Source organism: Pseudarthrobacter sp. NPDC092419, from assembly GCF_044755045.1.
Lineage (GTDB): Bacteria > Actinomycetota > Actinomycetes > Actinomycetales > Micrococcaceae > Arthrobacter.
Genome location: NZ_JBIVQF010000003.1, coordinates 344082 through 365967 on the forward strand (window position 1 = coordinate 344082; position 21886 = coordinate 365967).

The 21886-nt window shown below is 65.9% G+C and carries 21 protein-coding genes; 12 read left to right on the forward strand and 9 right to left on the reverse strand.

All coding sequences use genetic code 11. The features are described from left to right. Positions 1 to 149: 149 nt before the first annotated feature. From gap to ACIQC0_RS07385, 5 genes are all read left to right on the forward strand, one after another. Positions 150 to 1160, forward strand: coding sequence for a type I glyceraldehyde-3-phosphate dehydrogenase (gene gap / locus ACIQC0_RS07365; protein WP_377215805.1), 1011 nt, complete (start codon positions 150 to 152; stop codon positions 1158 to 1160). A gap of 10 nt (positions 1161 to 1170) precedes the next feature. After that, positions 1171 to 2397, forward strand: coding sequence for a phosphoglycerate kinase (locus tag ACIQC0_RS07370; RefSeq protein WP_400533782.1), 1227 nt, complete (start codon positions 1171 to 1173; stop codon positions 2395 to 2397). Positions 2398 to 2516: 119 nt separating this feature from the next. Further along, positions 2517 to 3332, forward strand: a complete 816-nt coding sequence (tpiA, locus tag ACIQC0_RS07375; protein ID WP_377215807.1) for a triose-phosphate isomerase — start codon at positions 2517 to 2519, stop codon at positions 3330 to 3332. Between the two features lie 47 nt (positions 3333 to 3379). Then, on the forward strand, positions 3380 to 3637 hold the full coding sequence (gene secG / locus ACIQC0_RS07380) for a preprotein translocase subunit SecG (RefSeq protein ID WP_377215808.1): 258 nt from the start codon (positions 3380 to 3382) through the stop codon (positions 3635 to 3637). A 118-nt stretch (positions 3638 to 3755) separates the two neighbouring features. After that, positions 3756 to 4148, forward strand: a complete 393-nt coding sequence (locus ACIQC0_RS07385) for an RNA polymerase-binding protein RbpA (protein ID WP_400533786.1) — start codon at positions 3756 to 3758, stop codon at positions 4146 to 4148. On the opposite strand, the gene pgl is transcribed toward ACIQC0_RS07385, so the two are convergent. From pgl to tkt, 6 genes are read right to left on the reverse strand one after another with little or no spacing between them, the layout of a single operon-like run. Further along, positions 4101 to 4919, reverse strand: coding sequence for a 6-phosphogluconolactonase (pgl, locus tag ACIQC0_RS07390; protein ID WP_400533789.1), 819 nt, complete (start codon positions 4917 to 4919; stop codon positions 4101 to 4103). The genes ACIQC0_RS07385 and pgl overlap by 48 nt on opposite strands. Then, entirely contained in the window at positions 4909 to 5850 is a 942-nt protein-coding gene (locus ACIQC0_RS07395; protein ID WP_377215811.1) for a glucose-6-phosphate dehydrogenase assembly protein OpcA, read from the reverse strand. Before ACIQC0_RS07395 ends, pgl begins: the two co-directional genes overlap by 11 nt. Continuing rightward, the gene (zwf, locus tag ACIQC0_RS07400) at positions 5847 to 7418 is read right to left on the reverse strand and encodes a glucose-6-phosphate dehydrogenase (protein ID WP_377215812.1); all 1572 of its coding nucleotides are present in this window, start codon (positions 7416 to 7418) and stop codon (positions 5847 to 5849) included. The genes ACIQC0_RS07395 and zwf overlap by 4 nt, the downstream gene beginning before the upstream one ends. 15 nt (positions 7419 to 7433) lie before the next feature. Beyond that, positions 7434 to 9065, reverse strand: a complete 1632-nt coding sequence (locus tag ACIQC0_RS07405) for a glucose-6-phosphate isomerase (protein WP_400533792.1) — start codon at positions 9063 to 9065, stop codon at positions 7434 to 7436. 6 nt (positions 9066 to 9071) lie between these two features. Next, complete coding sequence (gene tal / locus ACIQC0_RS07410; RefSeq protein ID WP_400533795.1) at positions 9072 to 10187, reverse strand: transaldolase; 1116 nt, start codon at positions 10185 to 10187, stop codon at positions 9072 to 9074. Positions 10188 to 10210: 23 nt separating this feature from the next. Then, complete coding sequence (tkt, locus tag ACIQC0_RS07415; protein WP_400533928.1) at positions 10211 to 12328, reverse strand: transketolase; 2118 nt, start codon at positions 12326 to 12328, stop codon at positions 10211 to 10213. Between the two features lie 448 nt (positions 12329 to 12776). On the opposite strand from tkt, the gene ACIQC0_RS07420 reads away from it, so the two are divergent. Beyond that, positions 12777 to 13736 (forward strand): heme o synthase, encoded by a 960-nt coding sequence (locus ACIQC0_RS07420; protein WP_400533798.1) that lies wholly within the window; start codon positions 12777 to 12779, stop codon positions 13734 to 13736. A 198-nt stretch (positions 13737 to 13934) separates the two neighbouring features. On the opposite strand, the gene ACIQC0_RS07425 is transcribed toward ACIQC0_RS07420, so the two are convergent. The 3 genes from ACIQC0_RS07425 to ACIQC0_RS07435 are packed head-to-tail and all read right to left on the reverse strand — an operon-like array spanning position 13935 to position 16611. Next, positions 13935 to 14879, reverse strand: a complete 945-nt coding sequence (locus ACIQC0_RS07425) for a heme A synthase (protein WP_400533801.1) — start codon at positions 14877 to 14879, stop codon at positions 13935 to 13937. Positions 14880 to 14887: 8 nt separating this feature from the next. Continuing rightward, a complete protein-coding gene (locus ACIQC0_RS07430) occupies positions 14888 to 15646 on the reverse strand; it encodes an ABC transporter permease (protein WP_400533804.1) in 759 nt (252 codons plus the stop codon). Beyond that, positions 15643 to 16611, reverse strand: a complete 969-nt coding sequence (locus ACIQC0_RS07435) for an ABC transporter ATP-binding protein (RefSeq protein WP_400533807.1) — start codon at positions 16609 to 16611, stop codon at positions 15643 to 15645. The genes ACIQC0_RS07430 and ACIQC0_RS07435 overlap by 4 nt, the downstream gene beginning before the upstream one ends. Before the next feature lie 124 nt (positions 16612 to 16735). Here ACIQC0_RS07435 and ACIQC0_RS07440 point away from each other — a divergent pair, with 124 nt between their 5' ends. The 6 genes from ACIQC0_RS07440 to ACIQC0_RS07465 all read left to right on the forward strand — a co-directional run bounded on the left by ACIQC0_RS07440 (position 16736) and on the right by ACIQC0_RS07465 (position 21848). Then, positions 16736 to 17521 (forward strand): helix-turn-helix transcriptional regulator, encoded by a 786-nt coding sequence (locus ACIQC0_RS07440; protein WP_377215819.1) that lies wholly within the window; start codon positions 16736 to 16738, stop codon positions 17519 to 17521. Beyond that, positions 17521 to 18981 carry a Fe-S cluster assembly protein SufB gene (sufB, locus tag ACIQC0_RS07445; RefSeq protein WP_377215820.1) on the forward strand — a complete coding sequence of 487 codons (1461 nt, stop codon included), beginning with the start codon at positions 17521 to 17523 and terminating at the stop codon, positions 18979 to 18981. Before ACIQC0_RS07440 ends, sufB begins: the two co-directional genes overlap by 1 nt. Before the next feature lie 2 nt (positions 18982 to 18983). After that, complete coding sequence (gene sufD, locus ACIQC0_RS07450; protein WP_400533811.1) at positions 18984 to 20270, forward strand: Fe-S cluster assembly protein SufD; 1287 nt, start codon at positions 18984 to 18986, stop codon at positions 20268 to 20270. Between the two features lie 10 nt (positions 20271 to 20280). Beyond that, entirely contained in the window at positions 20281 to 20634 is a 354-nt protein-coding gene (locus tag ACIQC0_RS07455) for a non-heme iron oxygenase ferredoxin subunit (RefSeq protein ID WP_400533814.1), read from the forward strand. An 80-nt stretch (positions 20635 to 20714) separates the two neighbouring features. Continuing rightward, positions 20715 to 21506: a Fe-S cluster assembly ATPase SufC gene (sufC, locus tag ACIQC0_RS07460; protein WP_400533817.1), complete on the forward strand. Its 792-nt coding sequence runs from the start codon at positions 20715 to 20717 to the stop codon at positions 21504 to 21506. A gap of 9 nt (positions 21507 to 21515) precedes the next feature. Further along, entirely contained in the window at positions 21516 to 21848 is a 333-nt protein-coding gene (locus tag ACIQC0_RS07465; protein WP_377215824.1) for a metal-sulfur cluster assembly factor, read from the forward strand. Positions 21849 to 21886 lie beyond the last annotated feature (38 nt).

The window sequence follows — 21886 nt, forward strand, 5'->3', positions numbered from 1 at the left end:
TCACGGAAGGCGGTCAGCCTTCAGCAATGAGGCTGGTCGTCCTCCGGTATGTAAATCATCTCTGCCCAATGACGTGCGGGATCTGTTAGTAGGCTTTCTGGCCCGCTCAACTAGTAGTGCTTCCCGAAAGCACCAAGGAGACTGAAAAAGTGACGACCCGTATTGGTATCAACGGCTTTGGCCGCATTGGCCGCAACTACTTCCGCGCAGCACTCGCACAGGGCGCAGACCTGGAGATCGTTGCCGTCAACGACCTCACCAGCCCCGAAGCCCTCGCGCACCTCTTCAAGTACGACTCCGTGGGCGGCCGCCTGAAGGAAACCATCGAGGTCAAGGACGGCAACATCGTCGTCAATGGCAATGTCATCAAGGTCCTCGCCGAGCGCGATCCCGCCAACCTGCCCTGGGGCGAGTTGGGTGTCGACATCGTCATTGAGTCAACCGGCTTCTTCACCAAGGCCGCCGCTGCGCAGAAGCACATCGACGCCGGCGCCAAGAAGGTCCTCATCTCTGCCCCGGCCTCGGATGAAGACATCACCATCGTCATGGGCGTGAACCACAACCTGTACGACAACGCCACCCACCACATCATCTCCAACGCCTCCTGCACCACCAACTGCCTGGGCCCCCTGGCCAAGGTAGTGAATGATGAGTTCGGCATCGAGCGTGGCCTGATGACCACTGTGCACGCCTACACTGCGGACCAGAACCTCCAGGACGGCCCGCACAACGACCTCCGCCGCGCACGGGCCGCAGCCATCAACATGGTCCCCACCTCCACGGGTGCAGCCAAGGCCATCGGGCTGGTCCTGCCGGAGCTGAAGGGCAAGCTGGACGGCTACGCCATCCGCGTTCCCGTACCCACCGGCTCCGCCACGGACCTCACCGTCACCGTGTCCCGCGAGACCACCGTCGAGGAAGTCAACGCCGCGCTCAAGCGCGCCGCTGAGTCTGAGGAACTGCAGGGTTTCCTGACCTACACCGACGAGCCGATCGTCTCGTCGGACATCGTGGGCGACCCCGCGTCCTCGATTTTCGACTCCGGCCTGACCAAGGTGATCGGCAACCAGGTCAAGGTTGTTTCCTGGTATGACAACGAATGGGGCTACTCCAACCGCCTCGTTGACCTCACGGAGCTCGTCGCATCCAAGCTGGGCTAGGGTTAGACACATGACATCTCACACCCTCAACGAACTACTCGCTGAAGGTGTCCGCGGGCGGTACATTCTGGTTCGAAGTGACCTGAATGTGCCGCTCGACGGCTCTACAGTCACTGACGACGGCCGTATCAAGGCCTCCCTTCCAGTGCTGTCAAAGCTCACGGACGCCGGTGCCCGCGTGCTGGTAACAGCTCACCTCGGCCGCCCCAAGGGCGAGCCTGATGAAAAGTACTCCCTCAAGCCGGCCGTGGCGCGCCTGGCGGAGCTGGCCGGCTTCAAGGCCACCCTCGCCGGTGACACGGTGGGCAGCTCGGCCCGGGAAGCTGCGGCAGCGCTGCAGGACGGCGAAGCCCTCGTGCTGGAAAACGTGCGCTTCGACGCCCGCGAAACCAGCAAGGATGACGCCGAGCGCGGCGCCTTCGCCGATGAGCTCGTTGCACTCACCGGTGACAACGGCGCGTTCGTGGACGATGCCTTCGGTGCGGTGCACCGCAAGCACGCATCCGTGTACGACGTCGCCACCCGGCTTCCGTCGTACCTGGGCGACCTGGTCCACACCGAGGTCGAGGTGCTGCGCAAGCTCACCGCCGACACCCAGCGCCCCTACGTGGTACTTCTGGGAGGTTCGAAGGTTTCAGACAAGCTGGCTGTCATTGACAACCTGATCGGCAAGGCCGACACCATCCTGGTGGGCGGGGGCATGTTGTTCACGTTCCTCGCGGCCGCCGGGCACAAGGTTGCCTCGAGCCTGCTCGAGGAAGACCAGATCCCCGTGGTTCAGGACTACCTCAAGCGCGCAGCGGACGCCGGCACTGAGTTCGTGGTGCCCACGGACGTTGTGGTGGCGGAGAAATTCGCAGCCGACGCCGCCCACGAGACCGTAGCCGCTGACGCCATCGAATCCAGCAGCTTCGGAGCAAGCGGCATTGGCCTCGACATCGGTCCGGATTCCGCTGCCGCCTTCGCAGAGCGGATCAAGGGCGCCAAGACTGTGTTCTGGAACGGACCGATGGGCGTCTTCGAATTCGAAGCCTTCGCCCACGGGACCCGGGCCATCGCCCAGGCCCTGACCGAAACCGGTGCGTTCACGGTTGTCGGCGGCGGTGACTCTGCTGCGGCCGTGCGCACCCTCGGTTTCGCCGATGACCAGTTCGGCCACATCTCCACCGGAGGCGGGGCCAGCCTGGAATACCTTGAGGGCAAGGAACTGCCGGGACTGAGCGTCCTGGACCGCTAACGACTGTCCGGCAGCCGTCCGCCCGGCACAACATGCCGGGACTGTAATACCCTTTCGGCCGGCAGGTTGCCCCGCAGCCTGCCGGCCGGTCCCATACCCAAGACCTTTATGGAGCAAACGTGACTACGTCAACCAACGGCGCCTTCGACCGCAAGCCCTTCATCGCAGGCAACTGGAAAATGAACATGGACCACGTCCAGGGCATCACGCTGCTGCAGAAACTCGCCTGGACACTGTCTGACGCCAAGCACGACTACAGCCGGGTCGAGGTGGCGGTGTTCCCGCCGTTCACCGACCTCCGCGGCGTACAGACCCTGGTGCAGGGCGACGACCTGGACATCGCCTATGGCGGCCAGGACCTGTCCCAGTTCGATTCCGGCGCTTATACCGGCGACATCTCCGGCCAGTTCCTTGCAAAGCTCGGCTGCAGCTATGTGCTGGTGGGCCACAGCGAACGCCGCACCATCCACCAGGAAACGGACGAGGTCCTCAACGCCAAAGTGAAGGCTGCTTTCCGCCACGGTGTCACGCCCGTGCTCTGCGTCGGCGAAGGCCTGGAAATCCGCCAGGCAGGCACCCACGTCGAGCACACCCTGGACCAGCTCCGCGCCGGCGTTGCGGGCCTCAGCAATGACCAGGCGGCCGAACTCGTGGTCGCCTACGAACCTGTCTGGGCCATTGGCACCGGTGAGGTCGCCGGGCCGGAAGACGCCCAGGAAATGTGCGCAGCCATCCGCGCCGAACTGGAATCCGCTTTCGGCGCCGACGTCGCTGCCAGGACCCGCCTGCTGTACGGCGGCTCGGTCAAGGCGGCCAACGCCGCCGCCATCCTCCGGGAGCGCGACGTGGACGGACTGCTCGTGGGCGGTGCCAGCCTTGACCCTGCCGAGTTTGCTAATATTGTCAGGTTCGAGAGCCACCTGGTCACGGACTAGTCCGGACCCTGTACGCGCTCCCGCATTCCAACTCCTGAAAGGCCGTCGTGGACGTTCTTCAAGTTATCCTCCAGATCCTCCTGGGCATCACCAGCCTGCTGCTGACGCTGCTCATCCTCCTGCACAAGGGACGGGGCGGGGGACTCTCGGACATGTTCGGCGGCGGCATGAGCTCCGGACTGAGCTCCTCCGGAGTAGCCGAGCGGAACCTGAACAGGTTCACGGTCATCTTAGGCGTCACCTGGGGCCTGGTCATCATCGCGCTTGGCCTGATGATGCGCTTCGCGGGTGCCGGCGATTCATAATCGCCGGGTGCACCGGAGAGTGACCGTGCTGCCCCTGCCGCCGCACGGCGAAGCCAACTAAACTGTGGCTGTCGGATACCGACAGCCACAGTTTTGTTTAACGAGGCAGGAGAACCCGATGCTACATCCGTCTTCCGGTTTCCGTGGTACCAGGGCCGGCGTCACCGAAGGTACGGGTTCAAGCCTGGAGAACGGGGATCCCGGCAAGTCCGTCCCGAGGATGCGGGTGACCTATACATGCGCCAGCGGCCACCTCACCCAGCCCGTTTTCTGCGAACTGCCGGAGGACCAGATTCCTGCGGAGTGGGAGTGCCGGCGCTGCGGGGGAGCGGCCACCAGGGACGGCCTGCCGCCGGAAGCGCACAGTACCACCGAAGAGGGATACAAGACGCACCTGGAATACGTTAAAGAGCGGCGCTCCGGCGAGGACGCCGAGGCTGTCCTGGCCGGAGCGCTGGAGCGCTTACGCGCCCGCGGCGTCCTTCCGGACGAGCTGCTCGGGGACACGTGAAGCAGCATTCTCGTCGATGAGCCACAGTGTCCTCGAGGTTCCGCGCGGACCAGCCGCCGGCACCTGAACAGGATTGGCACCCGCCAGGGCGAGGCCCACGGCACCGGCCTTGTCCTCGCCGGCCACCACCATCCAGACTTCGGCAGCCGTATTGATCGTGGGCAGCGTCAGCGATACGCGCAGGGGCGGCGGCTTCGGGGAGTTGCGCACACCCACCACCGTGAGTTCCTTCTCGCGGATGCCGCCCTGCTCCGGGAAGAGCGAGGCGATGTGCGCATCAGGACCCACGCCCAGCAGGACCACATCGAGTCTGGGCAGTGCGCCCGGGTTCTCAGGCCTGTCGTCCGACATGTCTGCTGCGTGCTCGGCGGCGGCCGCGTCGCGCAGCTGGCGGGCGTAGTCCGCCGCAGCTTCCTCGGGCGTGGCAAAGTCATCGGATGATCCCGGCTGGTGCACGCGCTCCGGGTCCACCGGAATGTGCGACAACAGGGCATCAAACGCCTGCTTGGTGTTGCGGTCGGGGTCGCCGGCAGCGACGAACCGCTCGTCGCCCCACCAGAAATTGACCTTCGACCAGTCCACGGCCGGCGCCGCCGGGGAATCGGCAACAGCCTTCAGCGTGCCGATGCCGACAGTACCTCCAGTCAGGACCACGGTGGCCTCGCCATGTTTGTCCTGAACATCGACAAGCTTTGTGATCAGGCGGGCCGCAATGGCCGCCATCAGGACGGACGAATCAGGATGGATGCTTACTCGTGGCTCAACGCTCACTGGGTCGGACGCTCCTTAGATTGGTACGTGGCAGTCCAATAGTAATCACTTCGCCGAACACTTCGTCCGGGTCGAGACGGCGGAGTTCCTCCGCAAGGCAGTCGCGGAGGCTGCGCCGTGGCAGCGAAATCCGCTGCGCGGGCTGGCCCGGCTGGGTCAGTTCCGCCACGGAAAGACCCGGACGGAAAAGCTGCACGTCACCGCCGGGGCGTGTGAGCCGCACCCGGCGGATGCCCGTCCCTGCCGGGTCCGCCACGATGGTGACGGGGGCGTCCAGGGTTAGCGTGAGCCATGCAGCCAGCAGGATGGTGCTCGGCGAATCTGAGGCACCCTCCACTGCGACGGCGGTCACGGGGGAGGAGTCCACCTGGTCCAGGACTGCTGCCAGCTGGATCCGCCAGTTGGTCAGGCGGGTCCACGCCAGGTCGGTGTCGCCGGCCTTGTAGGTGCTCCGGATGTTCTCCAGTGCCGCGTGCGGGTCCGCTTCATTGGCGGAATCGGTGATGCGGCGGTGCGCGATCCGCCCGATCGAGGTTTCGCACGCGTTTTCCGGAGCGCCGTGCGGCCACCAGGCGACGATGGGCGCATCCGGCAGGAGCAGCGCTGCGACCAGCGACTCGCTCTCGTGCGCGAGCTCGCCATAGCCGCGCAGGACAATGACCTCGGAGGCTCCCGCGTCGCCGCCCACCCGGATTTGCGCGTCGAGGCGGTCCGGGTGCTCCTTGCCTGCGTCGGCGAGGACGATGATCCGGCAGGGGTGTTCCCGGCTGGCCTCATTGGCGGCCTCGATGGCGTCTTCTTCCTGGCCCGATTTGGTGACCACCACCAGCGTCAGGACACGGCCCAGAGCGATCACACCGCCCTGCTCGCGCAGGGCCATGATCTTCTTGGAAACCTTCGAGGTAGTGGTGTCCGGCAGGTCTACAATCATGGCCTTCTCCAGGTTCGTCCGTCGCGTGCCAGCAGTTCGTCAGCGGAGGCCGGCCCCCAGGAACCGGGCGCGTACGGCTCGGGCTGTTCGTTCAGCTGTGCCCAGTACTCCTCGAACGGGTCGAGGATCTTCCAGGACAGCTCCACCTCTTCATGCCGCGGGAACAGCGGCGGCTCGCCCAGCAGCACATCCAGGATGAGCCGCTCGTACGCTTCGGGGCTGGACTCCGTGAACGAGTGGCCGTACCCGAAGTCCATGGTCACGTCGCGGACTTCCATCTGCGTGCCGGGGACCTTGGAACCGAAACGGATGGTGACGCCCTCATCCGGCTGGACCCGGATCACCACGGCGTTCTGGCCGAAATCATCCTCGCTGTGGTCCCGGAACAGCAGGTTGGGGGCGCGCTTGAACACCACCGCGATCTCGGTGACGCGGCGGCCCAGGCGCTTGCCCGCGCGCAGGTAGAACGGCACGCCGGCCCAGCGCCGGGTGTGGATATCCACGCGGATGGCCGCGAAGGTTTCCGTGGTGGAGTTGGCCGGGATGCCGTCTTCCTCAAGGTAGCCCTGCACCTGTTCGCCACCCTGCCAACCGCCGGTGAACTGGCCCCGGGCGGAGTGGGCGGAGAGGTCTTCAGGCAGCTTGACCGCGGCCAGCACCTTTTCCTTCTCGGCGCGGAGGTCGTCCGCGTTGAAGGAAATTGGCTCCTCCATCGCGGTCAGCGCAAGCAGCTGCAGCAGATGGTTTTGGATGACATCGCGGGCCGCACCCACGCCGTCGTAATATCCGGCGCGGCCGCCCGTGCCGATGTCCTCCGCCATCGTGATCTGGACGTGGTCCACGTAATTTGCGTTCCACAGCGGCTCGAACAGCTGGTTCGCAAAACGCAGCGCCAGGATGTTCTGGACCGTTTCCTTGCCCAGGTAATGGTCGATCCGGAACACCGCATCCGCGGGGAAAACGGACTCCACGATGTCGTTGAGCTTCCGCGCGGACTCAAGGTCGTGTCCGAACGGCTTCTCGATCACCACACGGCGCCACTTGTCGCCGTCGCCCTGCGCCAGGCCGTGCTTGGACAGCTGGCGGCAGACCTGCTCGAACGCCTTGGGCGGGATCGACAGGTAGAAAGCGTGATTCCCACGGGTACCGCGGACCGCGTCAAGCTCATCGATGACTTTCCCCAGGCGCTCAAAGGAACCGTCGTCGTCGAACTCGCCCTGCACAAAACGGACGCCCTCGGACAGCTGGTTCCAGACCGCCTCATCGAAGGGGGTCCGGGCATAGGCCTCCACGGAGTCCTTCACCTGGGCCGCGAAGTCGGCATCGCTCCAGTCACGGCGCCCAAAACCGACCAGCGCGAAGCTCGGCGGCAGCAGGCCCCGGTTAGCCAGGTCATACACCGCGGGCATGAGCTTCTTGCGGGCAAGGTCGCCGGTAACGCCGAAGAGCACCAGCGATGACGGCCCGGCAATCCGGTTCAGACGGCGGTCCCGCGGATCCCGTAGCGGATTCCGCAGGGGTTTGCCGGGACGAGCCCCGGTTGTTCTGCCGTATTCAGTTTCTGGCATGGTTCCTTCGGTGCCTTAGCTTTCGGTAGCGGATGCCCGTGCGGTGAGGGCGAAGATAATGTCCTGCAACTGTGCCACACCCGCGGCGCGGTCCGTGAGGTGCAGGCGCAGGACAGGCCTGCCGTGCTGCTCCAGGACCTGGGCGTCACCGGCCGCCTGGGCTGCGATCAGTTCACCGAAGGTGAACGGCCGGTCCGGAATTGCGAGGTCCTCAGCGGCCTGGGCCGTCACCTGGAGGAACACACCCACGGCCGGCCCGCCCTTGTGGAACTGCCCGGTGGAGTGCAGGAACCGCGGACCCCAGCCGAACGTCACGGGACGTCCAGTCACGGCGGCCAGGCCGTCGCGGATGCCCTCCAGCGGAGCGAAGGCCAAACGGTCGAAGTAGGCCTGGACGCTGAGGTAGCTGTCGCTGCCCAGCGTACCGAGGAGTGCAGCAACGGCACTTTCCGCCGTGGCGGCGTCGCCCAGCCACTCTCCGCCGCGCACCTCGATGGCGCCGTCCACGAACGCGGCCGCCGAAGGCTCAGGCTGTGCGTCCAACAGGCCGCGCGCGGCAACCTTGGCCGCTTCGACATCGGGCTGGTCGAAGGGGTTGATCCCCAGCAGCCGGCCCGCCACGGCGGTGGCGAACTCCCAGACCAGCATCTGCGTGGGGAGTCCGCCGGCGATGGCTACCTCGTTCTCGCCGAGTTCGACGTCGGCATCCGCGGCTACCAGCCGCACCACCAGCACGTCGGGGGCGCCTGCGCCCACCTCGGGCGAGGCAGGCCCGGCAACGACCGGCAGGACTCCGGTCCCCAGCTTGCCTGTGGATTCCGCGATGAGCTGTTCTGCCCAGTCGGCGAAGCCCACAATGCCCGAGCCCTCCTCGGCAATGACGATCTTGTCCCGCAGCGGGCTGGTGCCGCCCAGGGCTGCACCCAGGGCGAGGCCGATGTTCTCCGGGGCGTCCTCGTTAAGGATTTCCGCAGCTTCCTCAGCCTCGTCCAGGAAAGTCTGGACGTCCACGCCGGCCAGGCCGGACGGAACCAGTCCGAAGGCGGTCAGGGCCGAGTAGCGTCCGCCGACATTCGGATCCGCGTTGAAGACGGCACGGTAGCCTGCCTCGCGCGATGCCTTGTCCAGGGGTGAGCCGGGATCGGTGACGATGATGATGCGGCTCTTTGCGTCGAGTCCGGCTTCGTTGAAGGCGTGTTCGAAGATCCGGCGCTGCGAGTCGGTTTCCAGGGTGGAACCGGACTTGGACGAGACCACGATGGCGGTCTGCTCCAGCCGGTCAGCCAGGGCAGCACGGACCTGATCCGGGTCCGTGCTGTCCAGCACCGTCAGCTCGACGCCTGCCGTTCCGGCCATCACCTCCGGGGCGAGCGAGGACCCGCCCATGCCACAGAGGACAATGCGCGTGATCCCTTCGGCCCGCAGGGCGTCGCGGAGTTCCAGGATCTGCGGCACCAAAGGCTGCGAGACGGTGGCCGCCTCCACCCAGCCGAGCCGGACCGCGGACTCCGCCTCGGCGTCGGGACCCCACAGGGTGTGGTCCTTGGCGAAGATCCTTGTCGCGATCCGGTCCTCGACCAGGGCGGGCAGGTGCTGTTCAGCGGCTTTCCGGGCAGCGCCGGTGGCGTCGTAGCTGAGAGTGCTCATGGGGGACTAGGAAGCCTTCCGTGCAGCGGCGAGGGCGCCTTCGACGTCGGCCAGGAGTTCCTTCCAGCTGGCCACGAACTTGTCGAGCCCTTCGGACTCTAGGAGCGCGACGACGTCGTTGTAGGAGACGCCGAGCTTCTCAAGGGCATCCAGGGTGGCGTTGGCTTCCGCGTACGTGCCGGTGATGGTGTCGCCGGTAACCACGCCGTGGTCGAAGGTAGCGTCCAGGGTCTTCTCCGGCATGGTGTTGACCACGCCTGCGGCAACCAGTTCGGTCACATAGAGGGTGTCCGGGTAGGCCGGGTCCTTGACACCGGTGGAGGCCCACAGCGGGCGCTGGGGGCGTGCGCCGGCTTCAGCGAGAAGGGCCCAGCGTTCGGTGGCGAAGAGCTCTTCGTAGACCTGGTAGGCGAGGCGGGCGTTCGCGACTCCGGCCTTGCCCTTGAGTGCCTTGGCTTCCTCGGTGCCGAGAGCGTCGAGGCGCTTGTCGATTTCGGTGTCCACGCGGGAGACGAAGAAGGACGCCACGGAGTGAATCTTCGAGAGGTCGTGGCCGTTCTCCTTCGCCTGCTCCAGGCCTGACTGGAAAGCGTTGATGACGGCGCGGTAGCGCTCGAGGGAGAAGATCAGGGTCACGTTGACGCTGATGCCTTCGGCGAGCGTGGCCGTGATGGCTTCCAGGCCCTCGAGCGTGGCGGGGATCTTGATCAGGACGTTGTCCTTGTTGACCTTCTTGTAGAGGTGCTTGGCTTCGGCGATGGTGCCGGCGGTGTCCCAGGCGAGGCGCGGGTCCACCTCAATGGAGACGCGACCGTCCACGCCGTTGGTGGCCGCGGCGACCGGGGCGAACAGATCGCAGGCATCGGCCACGTCCGTGGTGGTGATTTCGAAGATGGTGTCCTCGATGGATGCGCCGGCTGCAGCCTGGGCGGCGATGGTGGCGTCGTAGTCGGTGCCGGCTGTGATGGCAGCGTGGAAGATGGACGGGTTAGTGGTCACGCCGACCACGTTCTTCTCTTCGATGAGCTTGCGGAGGGTGCCCGTTTCGAGGCGGCCGCGGGAGAGGTCATCGAGCCAGATCGAAACGCCGGCGTCGGACAGCTGCTGGGTGGGAGTAGTCATGTTCTTGTCTCCTGGAAATCGGGTTAGGCCTGGAGGCCTGCGAGGGAGTCCTTGGCGGCGGCGGCCACGGCCTCGGCCGTGATGCCGAACTCCTGGAAGAGCCGCTTGTAGTCGGCGGAGGCGCCGTAGTGTTCGAGGCTGATGGAACGGCCGGCGTCGCCGACGAATTCCTTCCAGCCCAGGGCCAGGCCGGCCTCGACGGACACGCGTGCCTTCACGGCGGCCGGGAGAACGGATTCGCGGTAGCCGGCGTCCTGCTTGTTGAACCACTCCACGCAGGGCATGGAGACCACGCGGGTGGCGACGCCTTCGGCCTGGAGCGCTTCGCGGGCCTGGACGGCCAGCTGGACCTCGGAACCGGTGGCGATCAGGATGGCATCGGCCGGCACGGTGGCGCCCTCCTTCGAGGCCTCGGCCAGGACGTAGCCGCCCTTCGCGACACCTGCGGTGGAAGCGAAGGTGTCGCCGTCGGCGTCACCCGTTCCGCGTTCCCAAGTGGGGATGTTCTGCCGGGTGAGCACGATGCCGGCCGGGTTGCTGTGGTTCTCCAACATGGTCTTCCAGGCTGCTGCGACCTCGTTGGCGTCGCCGGGGCGGACGACGTCCAAGCCGACGATGGCACGCAGCGAGGCGAGCTGCTCCACCGGCTGGTGGGTGGGGCCGTCTTCGCCGAGGCCGATGGAGTCGTGCGTCCACACGTAGAGGGACGGGACGCCCATCAGTGCACCGAGGCGGATGGCCGGGCGCTGGTAGTCGGAGAAGATCAGGAACGTGCCGGAGAACGCGCGGGTCCGGCCGTGCAGGCTGATGCCGTTCACGATCGAGGCGGCGGCGTGCTCGCGGATACCGAAGTGCAGGACGCGACCGTACGGGTTTCCGGACCACGCGTCAGTCTGCTTGGAGGCCGGCACGAACGACGGCGAGCCTTCGATAGTGGTGTTGTTCGACTCGGCGAGGTCGGCGGAGCCACCCCACAGTTCCGGCATGACCGGGCCGAGAGCGTTCAGGACCTTGCCGGAGGCCGCGCGGGTGGAGACGTCCTTGCCGGCGGGGAACACGGGCAGCGCTTCGTCGATGCCTGCGGGAAGTTCCTTGGCTTCGATCCGCTGCAGCAGCTCGGCGCCTTCCGGGTTTGCCGCCTGCCAGGCGTTGAAGGACTCTTCCCATTCCTTGCGGGCAGCGGCGCCGCGCTCCACGACAGAGCGGGCGTGGGCCAGGACTTCCTGGTCCACCTCGAAGGATTTGGCCGGGTCGAAACCCAGCACTTCCTTCAACGCGGCCACTTCCTCGGCGCCCAGGGCGGAACCGTGGATCTTGCCGGTGTTCTGCTTCTTCGGGGCCGGGTAGCCGATGATGGTGCGCAGCGAAACGATGGACGGCTTGGACGTCTCGGCCTTGGCCGCGAGGAGTGCGGAGTGCAGCTCCTGCACGTCCTCCTTGTATTCGCCGGTCTTGGTCCAGTCCACGCGCTGGACATGCCACCCGTAGGCCTCATAGCGCTTCAGGACATCCTCGGTGAACGCGATGTCGGTGTCGTCCTCGATGGAAATGTGGTTCTCGTCGTAAACGACAACAAGGTTGCCCAGTTCCTGGTGCCCGGCCAGCGACGAAGCCTCAGCCGTCACGCCTTCCTGGAGGTCGCCGTCGGACGCAATGACCCAGATCGTGTGGTCGAACGGGCTGGTGCCCGGGGCGGCATCGGCGTCGAACAAACCGCGCTGGCGGCGCTGGGAATACGCAAAGCCAACCGAGGAAGCCAGGCCCTGGCCCAGCGGTCCAGTGGTGATCTCCACGCCTGCCGTGTGCTTGTACTCGGGGTGGCCCGGGGTGAGCGAACCCCAGGTGCGCAGCGACTCAAGGTCCTTCAGCTCCAGACCATAGCCGGACAGGAACAGCTGGATGTACAGCGTGAGCGACGTGTGGCCGGGGGAGAGGATGAACCGGTCACGGCCAATCCACTCAGGGTTCCGCGGGTCGTGGCGCATCAGCTTCTGGAAGAGAAGATACGCGGCCGGAGCCAGGCTCATTGCCGTGCCGGGGTGGCCGTTGCCCACCTTCTCCACGGCATCCGCAGCGAGGACGCGGACGGTGTCCACGGCGCGCTGGTCCAACTCGGTCCATGACAGTTCTTGCTCTTCCAAATGTGGCACGAAAACCGGGCCCCTCTCTGTGCTGATGGCAGGCGGCACACCGGATCCGTGTGAAGGCACGTTGCATGGCGCCTGCTGCGGTGTGTACCAGCCGTTCACCATCGAAACGTTGATCTATCACTCAGCCACCGGCCAGCCCGGGACGGCCCTTTTAAGCTGTTCCCGGCTGCGTGCTGATCTGGTGACAGCTTAGCTCTATTCCACCTTGTGGGCAGCGCAAATCTCACGTTCTGGACGCAATTTCCCCTTATGTGAATGCGGTTTAAGTGCGCCTGACTTAATCTGCTCGAAACGTTGCGCGCGCAATCACCAGCACCTATGGGCGGGCCGCCGGGAGGGTGCCGGCGCGGTATGATATTCGGAGGCCTCCGCCGGAACGCGCGCCTCGATCAGGCGCCACGGCATTCTCCATGCCGCACAAAACTGCCACACAGAACGGGTGACTGCCACCGTGAGCACTACAGATACGCCGCTGAACGCTTCCCGGGCACCACGTGCCGGGTTTGCACGTAAGGCTAAGGCGTATCTCGCCCTCACCAAGCCGCGGGTCATCGAACTCCTGCTGGTCAGCACGCTCCCCACGATGATCTATGCGGAGCGGGGCTTCCCGTCCATCGGCCTGATCCTCGCCACCCTGGTTGGCGGCGCCTTCGCCGCTGGCAGTGCCGGTGCGTTCAACTGCTACATCGACCGGGACATCGACAAGCTCATGCAGCGCACCGAGAACCGCCCGCTGGTCACTGGCGAGGTGACTCCCCGCGAGGCGCTGGTGTTCTCGTGGCTCCTGGGAGCGGCTGCCATCGTCATCCTGTGGTTCGGGGCCAATCCGCTGTCAGCATGGCTGGGCCTCGGCGCGATCTTCTTCTACGTGGTGATTTACACGATCATCCTCAAGCGCCGCACCGCGCAGAACATCGTGTGGGGCGGTGCAGCAGGCTGCTTCCCGGTACTCATCGCCTGGGCGGCCGTCACCAACTCCGTGGAATGGCCGGCCATCATCCTGTTCATGGTGATCTTCCTGTGGACACCGCCGCATTACTGGCCGCTGTCCATGCGGTACGGCGAGGACTACCGCAATGCCAAGGTGCCCATGCTTGGGGCCATTGCCGGTGCCAAGGTGGTTTCCGTCCAGGTGGTGCTCTACGCCTGGGCCATGGTGGCGTGCTCGCTGCTGATGATTCCTGCCGGCGGGGCAGGCTGGGTCTACACCATCACCGCCGTACTGGCTGGTGCCTGGTTCCTCTACGAATCCCATGCCCTCTACAACCGCGCGCAGCGCGAGGACATCCCGGACAAGCGGGCCATGAAGGTCTTCCACGGTTCCATCAGCTATCTGACGCTGCTGTTCCTGGCGCTGGCCGTGGACCCGTTCATCGGCCCCGCAGTGATGGCCGGCTGACCCTCTCTCACTTAGCGTCGGGCTTCGCCGGACGCTCTCTCGCTTAGCGTCGGGCTTCGCCGGACGCTCTCTCACCAAGCGTCACAAACAGCCCGTTTCAGAACGTCGGTTGAGTGGGGAGTGCGAGAGCGTTGCCCGGGAGGCGGCGTTAAGTGCGAGAGCGTTGCCCGGAAACCTGCAGTATCTGAGAGAGCGTCGCTACTTCACCTGGCTCCAGCGGGCCAGGTCCCAGGTGTTGGTGGCCGCTGCCATCAACAGTGCGGCGCCAAGCATGTGGGTCCCCACGAGCAGAGCCGGGATGCCGTTGTAGTACTGCGTGAACCCGATGACGGCCTGCAGCACCGTGACGGCAAGGAGTCCCAGGACGGCGGCACGGAAGGGCCCGCGGATGCGGCGCATCAGGACCACGGCCAGCGCCACGGCTGTTCCCGCGGTCACCAAATAGGCCGGTACTGCGTGGATGTGGGAGAACAGGTCCCAGTCGAGGCCATTGCGCGGCGCCTCAGCGTCACCGGCATGCGGCCCCGCGCCCGTCACGGCGACGCCCAGCACGACGGCAAGGGAAGCAAAAAGCGCGACGGCGGCAGTCACCGGCCGCATCATTCCGGGCAGTGCGGGCAGCGCCAGGGTCTGGAACCTGCCGGTCCGGCCGAAGGCGCGGTTCACCAACAGCGTGGCGAAGACCACCAGGGCCATGGACACCAGGAAGTGCAGCCCGACCACCCAGGGGTTGAGCCCGGTCAGAACGGTGATGCCGCCGATGACCGCCTGTGCCGGGATGCTGGCCAGCAGTCCGAGGGCCAGGAGGAACAGGTCGCGGCGTTCCCTGCGAAGATTCCACAGGTAGACCAGCATGAGGGCCGCTACGGCCGCCAGCGCGAATGTCAGGAGCCGGTTCCCGAACTCGATGAAGCCGTGAATGCCCATCTCGGGCGTGTTCACCAGCGAGGTCTCGGTGCAGCGCGGCCAGGTGGGGCAGCCCAGCCCCGAGGAGGTCAGACGGACGGCACCCCCGGTCACCACGAGTACTGTCTGGCCCACCAGGGAGGCGACGGCGAGTCCGCGGATCCGCTTGTCGACGGCGCGGGGCAGCCGCGACACGAATCGGCCGGCGAACTGGGGGAGGCGTGAAGCCGTACTCACGGGTTATCTCAATTCCACTTGAACCAACGGATGGCTGCCGCCCCGGCCAGAACGGTCCAGAGCACCAGTATGAGGGCGGCCCCGATATTAAGGGAGCCGCTGAGGAAAGCTTCGCGGAGGGCTTCTCCCAAGGCGCCGGACGGCAGCAGCGTAACGATGCCGGCCGCCGCCCCCGGCAGTCGCTCCGCGGGCATCATGATCCCGCCGAGCGCGGCAAGGAGGATCCAGAGCAAATTGGTGATGGCCAGGGTGGCTTCGGGGCGGACGGTGCCCGCGACCAGCAGGCCGAGCGCGGTGAACGCTGCCGCGCCCAGGACCAGCAGGGCCAGCCCGGGCAGCCACCCGGCACCCAGGGGCCGCCAGCCCAGTGGCAGCGCCACCGCAGCCACCGCAGCAGTCTGCAGGGCGAGCACGGCCAGGACGGAGAGCGCTTTGCCGGCAAGGAGCCCGCCGCGGCCCAGGGGAGTGGTGGACAGGAATCGCAGCACGCCGTACCGCCGGTCGAAACCGGTGGCGATGCCCTGTCCGGTGAACGCCGTGGACATGGCACACAGTGCCAGGATACCGGGTACGGCCACGTCGATCCGGCTTGCGCCGAACCCGTCCAGGAACGGAGTGACAGTTAGACCAACGAGAGCCAGGAGGGGCAGGACAATGGCCAGGATGAGCTGCTCGCCGTTCCGGAGCATGGACAGCGCTTCATAGCGGCCCTGCAGCAGGATCCTGCGGCCCAGGGAGGCAGGCGCGGCGGCACGAGTGGCAATCATCGGATGTCCTTTCCGGAGATGTCCAGGAAGACGTCCTCCAGGCTGCGGGCCTGCAGGCTCATGGCGGCGGGCATGATGCCGTGCGCTTCCCACCAGGCGGCCAGGGCGGCCAGGTGGCCCGGCGTCAGGGCGCCGGTCACGGTGTAGCTGCCGGCCCTCGGCTCGGAGACTTCGACGCCGGCGGGCAGTACGCCGCCCAGGTCCAGTCCGGGGGCCGCGTCGAACACCAGGGTCCGCACATGCTCGGCGCCTTCCTCCACCTCAGGGCTCCGCTGCAGCAACTGCTGGACGGTTCCCTCGGCGACGTTCCGTCCGCCGTCGATGATGTACACGTAATCCGCGAGCCGCTGCGCGTCGTCCATCAGATGCGTGGTGAGGACGATGCCGATGCCGCCGTCGCGCAGCTCAGCGATGAGGTCAAAGACCAGCTGGCGGGACTGCGGATCCAGGCCGGCGCTGGGTTCGTCGAGGAAGAGGACTTCCGGGCGGCCCACCAGGGCCGCGGCCAGCGCCAGGCGCTGCCGCTGCCCGCCGGACAGGCGCCGCACCGTGGTTCGTGCGAACCCGCCGATGCCCAGCCGGTCTGCCAGCTCGTCCACGGGCCAGGGGTTGGCGTAAAGGCCGGCAATGTGCCGGAGGAGCGAAAGGGGACGGGCCGACGGCGGGAGGCCGCCATCCTGGAGCATCACACCCACGCGGGCCCGCAGCGCAGCGCCAGCCGAGGCGGGGTCCTGTCCCAGCAGCGAGATGGTACCGCCGCTCCGCTTCTGCAGGCCCTGGGCACATTCGAGGGTGGTGGTCTTGCCGGCGCCGTTCGCCCCCAGCAGGGCTGTGACCTGGCCGGGCTCGGCGTGGAGGGAGACTCCGCCTACCACGCGCAGCATTTTGCCGTCCAGGGCGGCCAGCGGGCCGACGTCCTTAATCAGCCCACGTATGGACAGGACGGGAGAGATGGGGGATCGCACCCGAGTATTCTACGGGACGTAGTATTCTCTCCCATATCAACGGCGGACAGCCGGCCAAGGTCAGGCCAGCCTCCCCTTACTGGAGACGTGGACTAAATTACGACATGATTGTGTTGTGTATTCCATGACTACTGCTTCCGCCGTGCCCTTGGCCGGGCCGGTGGCCGACGCCGACGAGCGGACCCGGGACCGGGTCCTCGCCGCCGTCCTGGAACACGGCCCTGTCAGCGCCGCTGAACTGGGCGAGCTCCTGGGCTTTACCCCCGCTGCGGTGCGCCGCCACCTGGACCATCTGTCCCGCGCCGGCGTCATTGAGGTCAAGCGCGTTGCCCGCGCGGGCGGCGGTGCCGGCCGTCCGGCGCGCCGGTATGTGCTCAGTTCACAGGGACAGTCCACCCTTGGCAACGACTATCTGGACATCGCCGCCCTTGCGCTCAAGGAACTGCAGGCGATCGGCGGCCCGGACGCGGTGCGGGCGTTCGCCGTCGAGCGTTTCGCCGAAATGGAGGCGCGCTACGCCCCCGAGGTCGAGCAGGCCGGCCCGGAGATTGCCGATCGCGCCAAAGCGCTGGCAGCAGCCTTGAGCCGCGACAACTTCGTGGCGTCTGCCGCCTCCATCGAGGCCAAGGCGCCCCTCCCGGCGGCCCTCTCCAGCGTGCAGCTGTGCCAGGGGCATTGCCCCATCCAGCAGCTCGCGGCGAAATTCCCGGTGTTCTGCGACGTGGAGACGGAAGTCTTCTCCCGGCTGGTGGGCGTGGACGTCCGCCGGCTCTCAACCCTGGCCCGTGGCGGCCACGTCTGCACCACCCATATACCTACAGGCAGGCTGCCTGTGCGGGAGCCGGCCGGTTCCTCCGCAGTCCCCGCCCGTCTGGACGACGAATCCAACCATCAGCAAGAAAGGCCGTGATGACGGACCAACTATCAGAGAAAGCAGCCGAAAACACTGTGATCTCCGAGATTCTGGAAAAGAATCCCGAGCTGCACGGCATCGGCACCTACGAGTACGGCTGGGCTGACAAGAACGACGTCGGTGCCAACGCCCGCCGTGGGCTCGACGAAGAGGTTGTCCGCGACATCTCGGCCAAGAAGAGCGAGCCGGAGTGGATGCTGGACCTGCGCCTCAAGGGCCTGAAGTACTTTGACCGCAAGCCCATGCCCACCTGGGGTGCGGACCTGTCAGGCATTGACTTCGACAACATTAAGTACTTCGTGCGCTCCACCGAGAAGCAGGCCGCTTCCTGGGAAGACCTGCCCGAGGACATCCGGAACACGTACGAGAAGCTGGGCATCCCGGAAGCCGAGCGCAGCCGCCTGGTTTCCGGCGTTGCCGCGCAGTACGAGTCCGAGGTGGTCTACCACCAGATCCGCGAGGACCTCGAGGCCCAGGGCGTCATCTTCCTGGACACGGATACCGCGCTTAAGGAACACCCGGAGATTTTCCAGGAATACTTCGGCACCGTCATCCCGGTGGGCGACAACAAGTTTGCTTCGCTCAACACGGCGGTATGGTCCGGCGGCTCCTTCGTGTACGTCCCCAAGGGCGTCCACGTCGACATCCCGCTGCAGGCATACTTCCGCATCAACACCGAGAACATGGGCCAGTTTGAGCGGACCCTGATCATCGCGGACGAAGACTCCTACGTGCACTATATCGAGGGCTGCACCGCCCCGATCTACACGTCCGACTCCCTGCACTCGGCCGTCGTGGAGATCATCGTCAAGAAGGGCGCCCGCGTCCGGTACACGACCATCCAGAACTGGTCCAACAACGTGTACAACCTGGTGACCAAGCGTGCCGTCTGCGAAGAGGGCGCCACCATGGAATGGGTCGACGGCAACATCGGCTCCAAGGTGACCATGAAGTACCCGGCCGTCTACCTTGTAGGCGAGCACGCCAAGGGTGAAACCCTGTCCATCGCGTTCGCCGGCGAAGGCCAGCACCAGGACACCGGGTCCAAGATGGTGCACATCGCGCCGAACACCAAGAGTTCCATCATCTCCAAGTCGGTGGCCCGCGGCGGCGGCCGTGCGGCTTACCGTGGCCTGGTCCAGGTCCGCGAAGGAGCCAAGCACTCGGCCAACACCGTGCGCTGTGACGCGCTGCTGGTGGACACCATCAGCCGCTCGGACACCTACCCGTACATCGACATCCGCGAGGATGACGTCGTGATGGGCCACGAGGCAACGGTTTCCCGGGTCAGCGAGGAGCAGCTCTTCTACCTGATGTCCCGCGGCATGCGCGAAGACGAAGCGATGGCGATGATCGTCCGCGGCTTCATCGAGCCCATTGCCCGCGAGCTCCCCATGGAGTACGCACTCGAGCTGAACCGCCTCATTGAACTGCAGATGGAAGGGTCCGTCGGATAACGATGACTGAAATCACTACTGAAAAGGCGCGCATCGGCGCGCCTTCAGCCCAGCCGTTCATCAACGGCTTCACGGAGGAAGGCGAGAGCCTCTCGCCGATCAACGCCGCGGGTGCCAAGGCACCCCTGGCCGGCGCCTCCACCAAGAGCCACTCCCACGGAGGCGGAGAAGGCGTCCCGGACAGCTCCCGTGCCGGCCGCCTCACCTCCTACAACCTGGCCGACTTCAAGCCGCTGACCGGCATGGAAGAAGACTGGCGCTTCACCCCGCTGAAGCGGCTCCGTGGCCTGCACAGTGAGGTCCTGTCGGGTTCGGGACCCGCCGTCACCGTCAGCGGCCCGGAGCAGGTCCGGGTTGAAACCGTGGGCCGCGGCGACAGCCGCATCGGCACCGCCGGCATCCCGGAAGACCGCGTGTCCGCCAACGCCTGGGAGAACTTTGCAGAGGCCACCGTGCTCACGGTCCCCTCGGAGTTCGAAGCCGCCACGGAAATCACCGTGGACATCGAGGGCTCCGCTGCGGACGCCGCCGCGCAGCACCTGGTGATCGTCGCGGAGAAATTCTCCAAGTCCGTCGTCGTCCTGAACCACCGCGGATCCGCTGTGCTGTCGCAGAACGTGGAAATCGTCGTCGAAGACGGCGCCACCCTGACCGTCGTCACCCTGCAGGAATGGAACGACGACGCCGTGCACGCGTCCTCCCAGCAGGCGAAGATCGGCCGGGACGCCAAGTTCAAGCACATCATGGTCAGCCTTGGCGGCGACCTGGTCCGTGTCACCCCGTCCGCCCGCTTCACCGCACCGGGCGGCGAGGCCGAAATGTTCGGCCTGTACTTCGCAGACGCCGGCCAGCACCTGGAGCAGCGGCTGTTCGTGGATCACGCACAGCCCAACTGCAAGTCCAACGTGCTCTACAAGGGCGCCCTCCAAGGCCGCAACGCCCACGCCGTCTGGGTTGGCGACGTCCTGATCCGCAAGGAAGCCGAAGGCACAGACACCTACGAGGCCAACCGCAACCTCCTGCTGACCGACGGTGCCCGCGCCGACTCCGTGCCGAACCTCGAAATCGAGACCGGCCTGATCGAGGGTGCAGGCCACGCCAGCGCCACCGGCCGCATGGATGACGAGCACCTGTTCTACCTGATGGCACGCGGCATCCCGGAGGATGTTGCCCGCCGCCTGGTGGTCCGGGGCTTCCTGAACGAGATCATCCAGCAGATCAAGGTTCCCTCCCTCGAGGAACGGCTCACCGAGGCTGTGGAGCACGAACTCGCGCTGACGGACAACTGAGGGACGGGTCATGAGCAACCAGCCGAAGGGTGAGCTTGTCTGCAAGGCGGACGAGATCAAGCCCAAGCAGGCCCTGCGCATCCTGATCGACGACTATCCGGTCGCCGTGGTCAAGGATTCCATGGGCGAAATCCATGCGATCGGGGACACCTGCTCGCATGCCGATATTTCGCTCTCCGAAGGCGACGTTGAAGGCTGCACCATCGAGTGCTGGGGCCATGGTTCCCAGTTCGACCTGCGCAGCGGCCAGCCGCTGCAGCTGCCTGCTTATGACCCCGTTCCGGTTTTCGCCGTTGAGATCCATGGCGGCGAGGTGTACGTGGACGTCACCAACGTCCTCAATGGCGCCTCCGTCACCGGCTAGCACCACAGATTTACGAAACTACTTCCAGACAAAAGACCGCACCGCGCCGGGAGGCACGGTGCAGAGGAGAACACGGACACATGTCTACTCTTGAGATCAAGGACCTGCACGTCAGCATTGGGACGGAGCAGGGCACCAAGGAAATCCTGAAGGGCGTCAGCCTGACCATCCGCACGGGCGAAACGCACGCGATCATGGGCCCCAACGGTTCGGGGAAGTCCACCCTTGCTTCCACCATCGCCGGCCACCCCCGCTACAACGTCACCAGCGGTTCCATCACGCTGGACGGCGAAGACGTGCTGGAAATGAGCGTGGACGAGCGCGCCCGCGCCGGTGTCTTCCTGGCCATGCAGTACCCGGTCGAGGTGCCCGGGGTGAGCATGACCAACTTCCTGCGCACCGCCAAGACCGCTATCGACGGCGAAGCCCCCAAGCTGCGCACCTGGACCAAGGACGTCAAGGCTGCTATGGAGCAGTTGCGCATTGACGCCGACTTCGCCCAGCGCAACGTCAACGAAGGCTTCTCCGGCGGCGAAAAGAAGCGCGTGGAAATCCTCCAGCTCGAGCTGTTCAAGCCCAAGTTCGCCGTCCTGGATGAGACCGACTCCGGCCTGGACGTTGACGCGCTGAAGGTCGTCTCCGAAGGCGTCAACCGGGCACACGCTGAAGGCAACATGGGCACGCTGCTCATCACGCATTACACCCGCATCCTGCGCTACATCAAGCCGGACTTCGTGCACGTGTTCGTTGATGGCCAGGTCGTTGAGGAAGGCGGCCCCGAGCTGGCCGACCGCCTGGAAGAAGAAGGCTACGACCGCTACGCCAAGGGTGCCGGCGCTGCCGCTGCACCCGCCGTGGCGCAGGCCCAGTAAGGACTGGCCATGACCGAAATCACGCCGGGCCAGACGGCCCTGGAGGATGTCGAAGAGGCGCTCAAGGATGTGATCGACCCGGAACTGGGCGTGAACATCGTGGACCTCGGGTTGCTCTACGGCCTGAAGTACTCGGACGACGACGGCGCGCTGCTGATCGACATGACGCTGACCACGGCAGCGTGCCCGCTCACCGATGTGCTCGAAGAGCAGGTGGGCAAGGCCCTGGACGGTGTCGTGGACGACTGGCGCCTGAACTGGGTATGGATGCCGCCATGGGGTCCCGAACGGATTACCGACGATGGCAAGGACCAGATGCGGGCCCTCGGCTTCAACATCTAAATAGAGTACGACGGCGGCCGGTTACCTTTCCCGGGAAA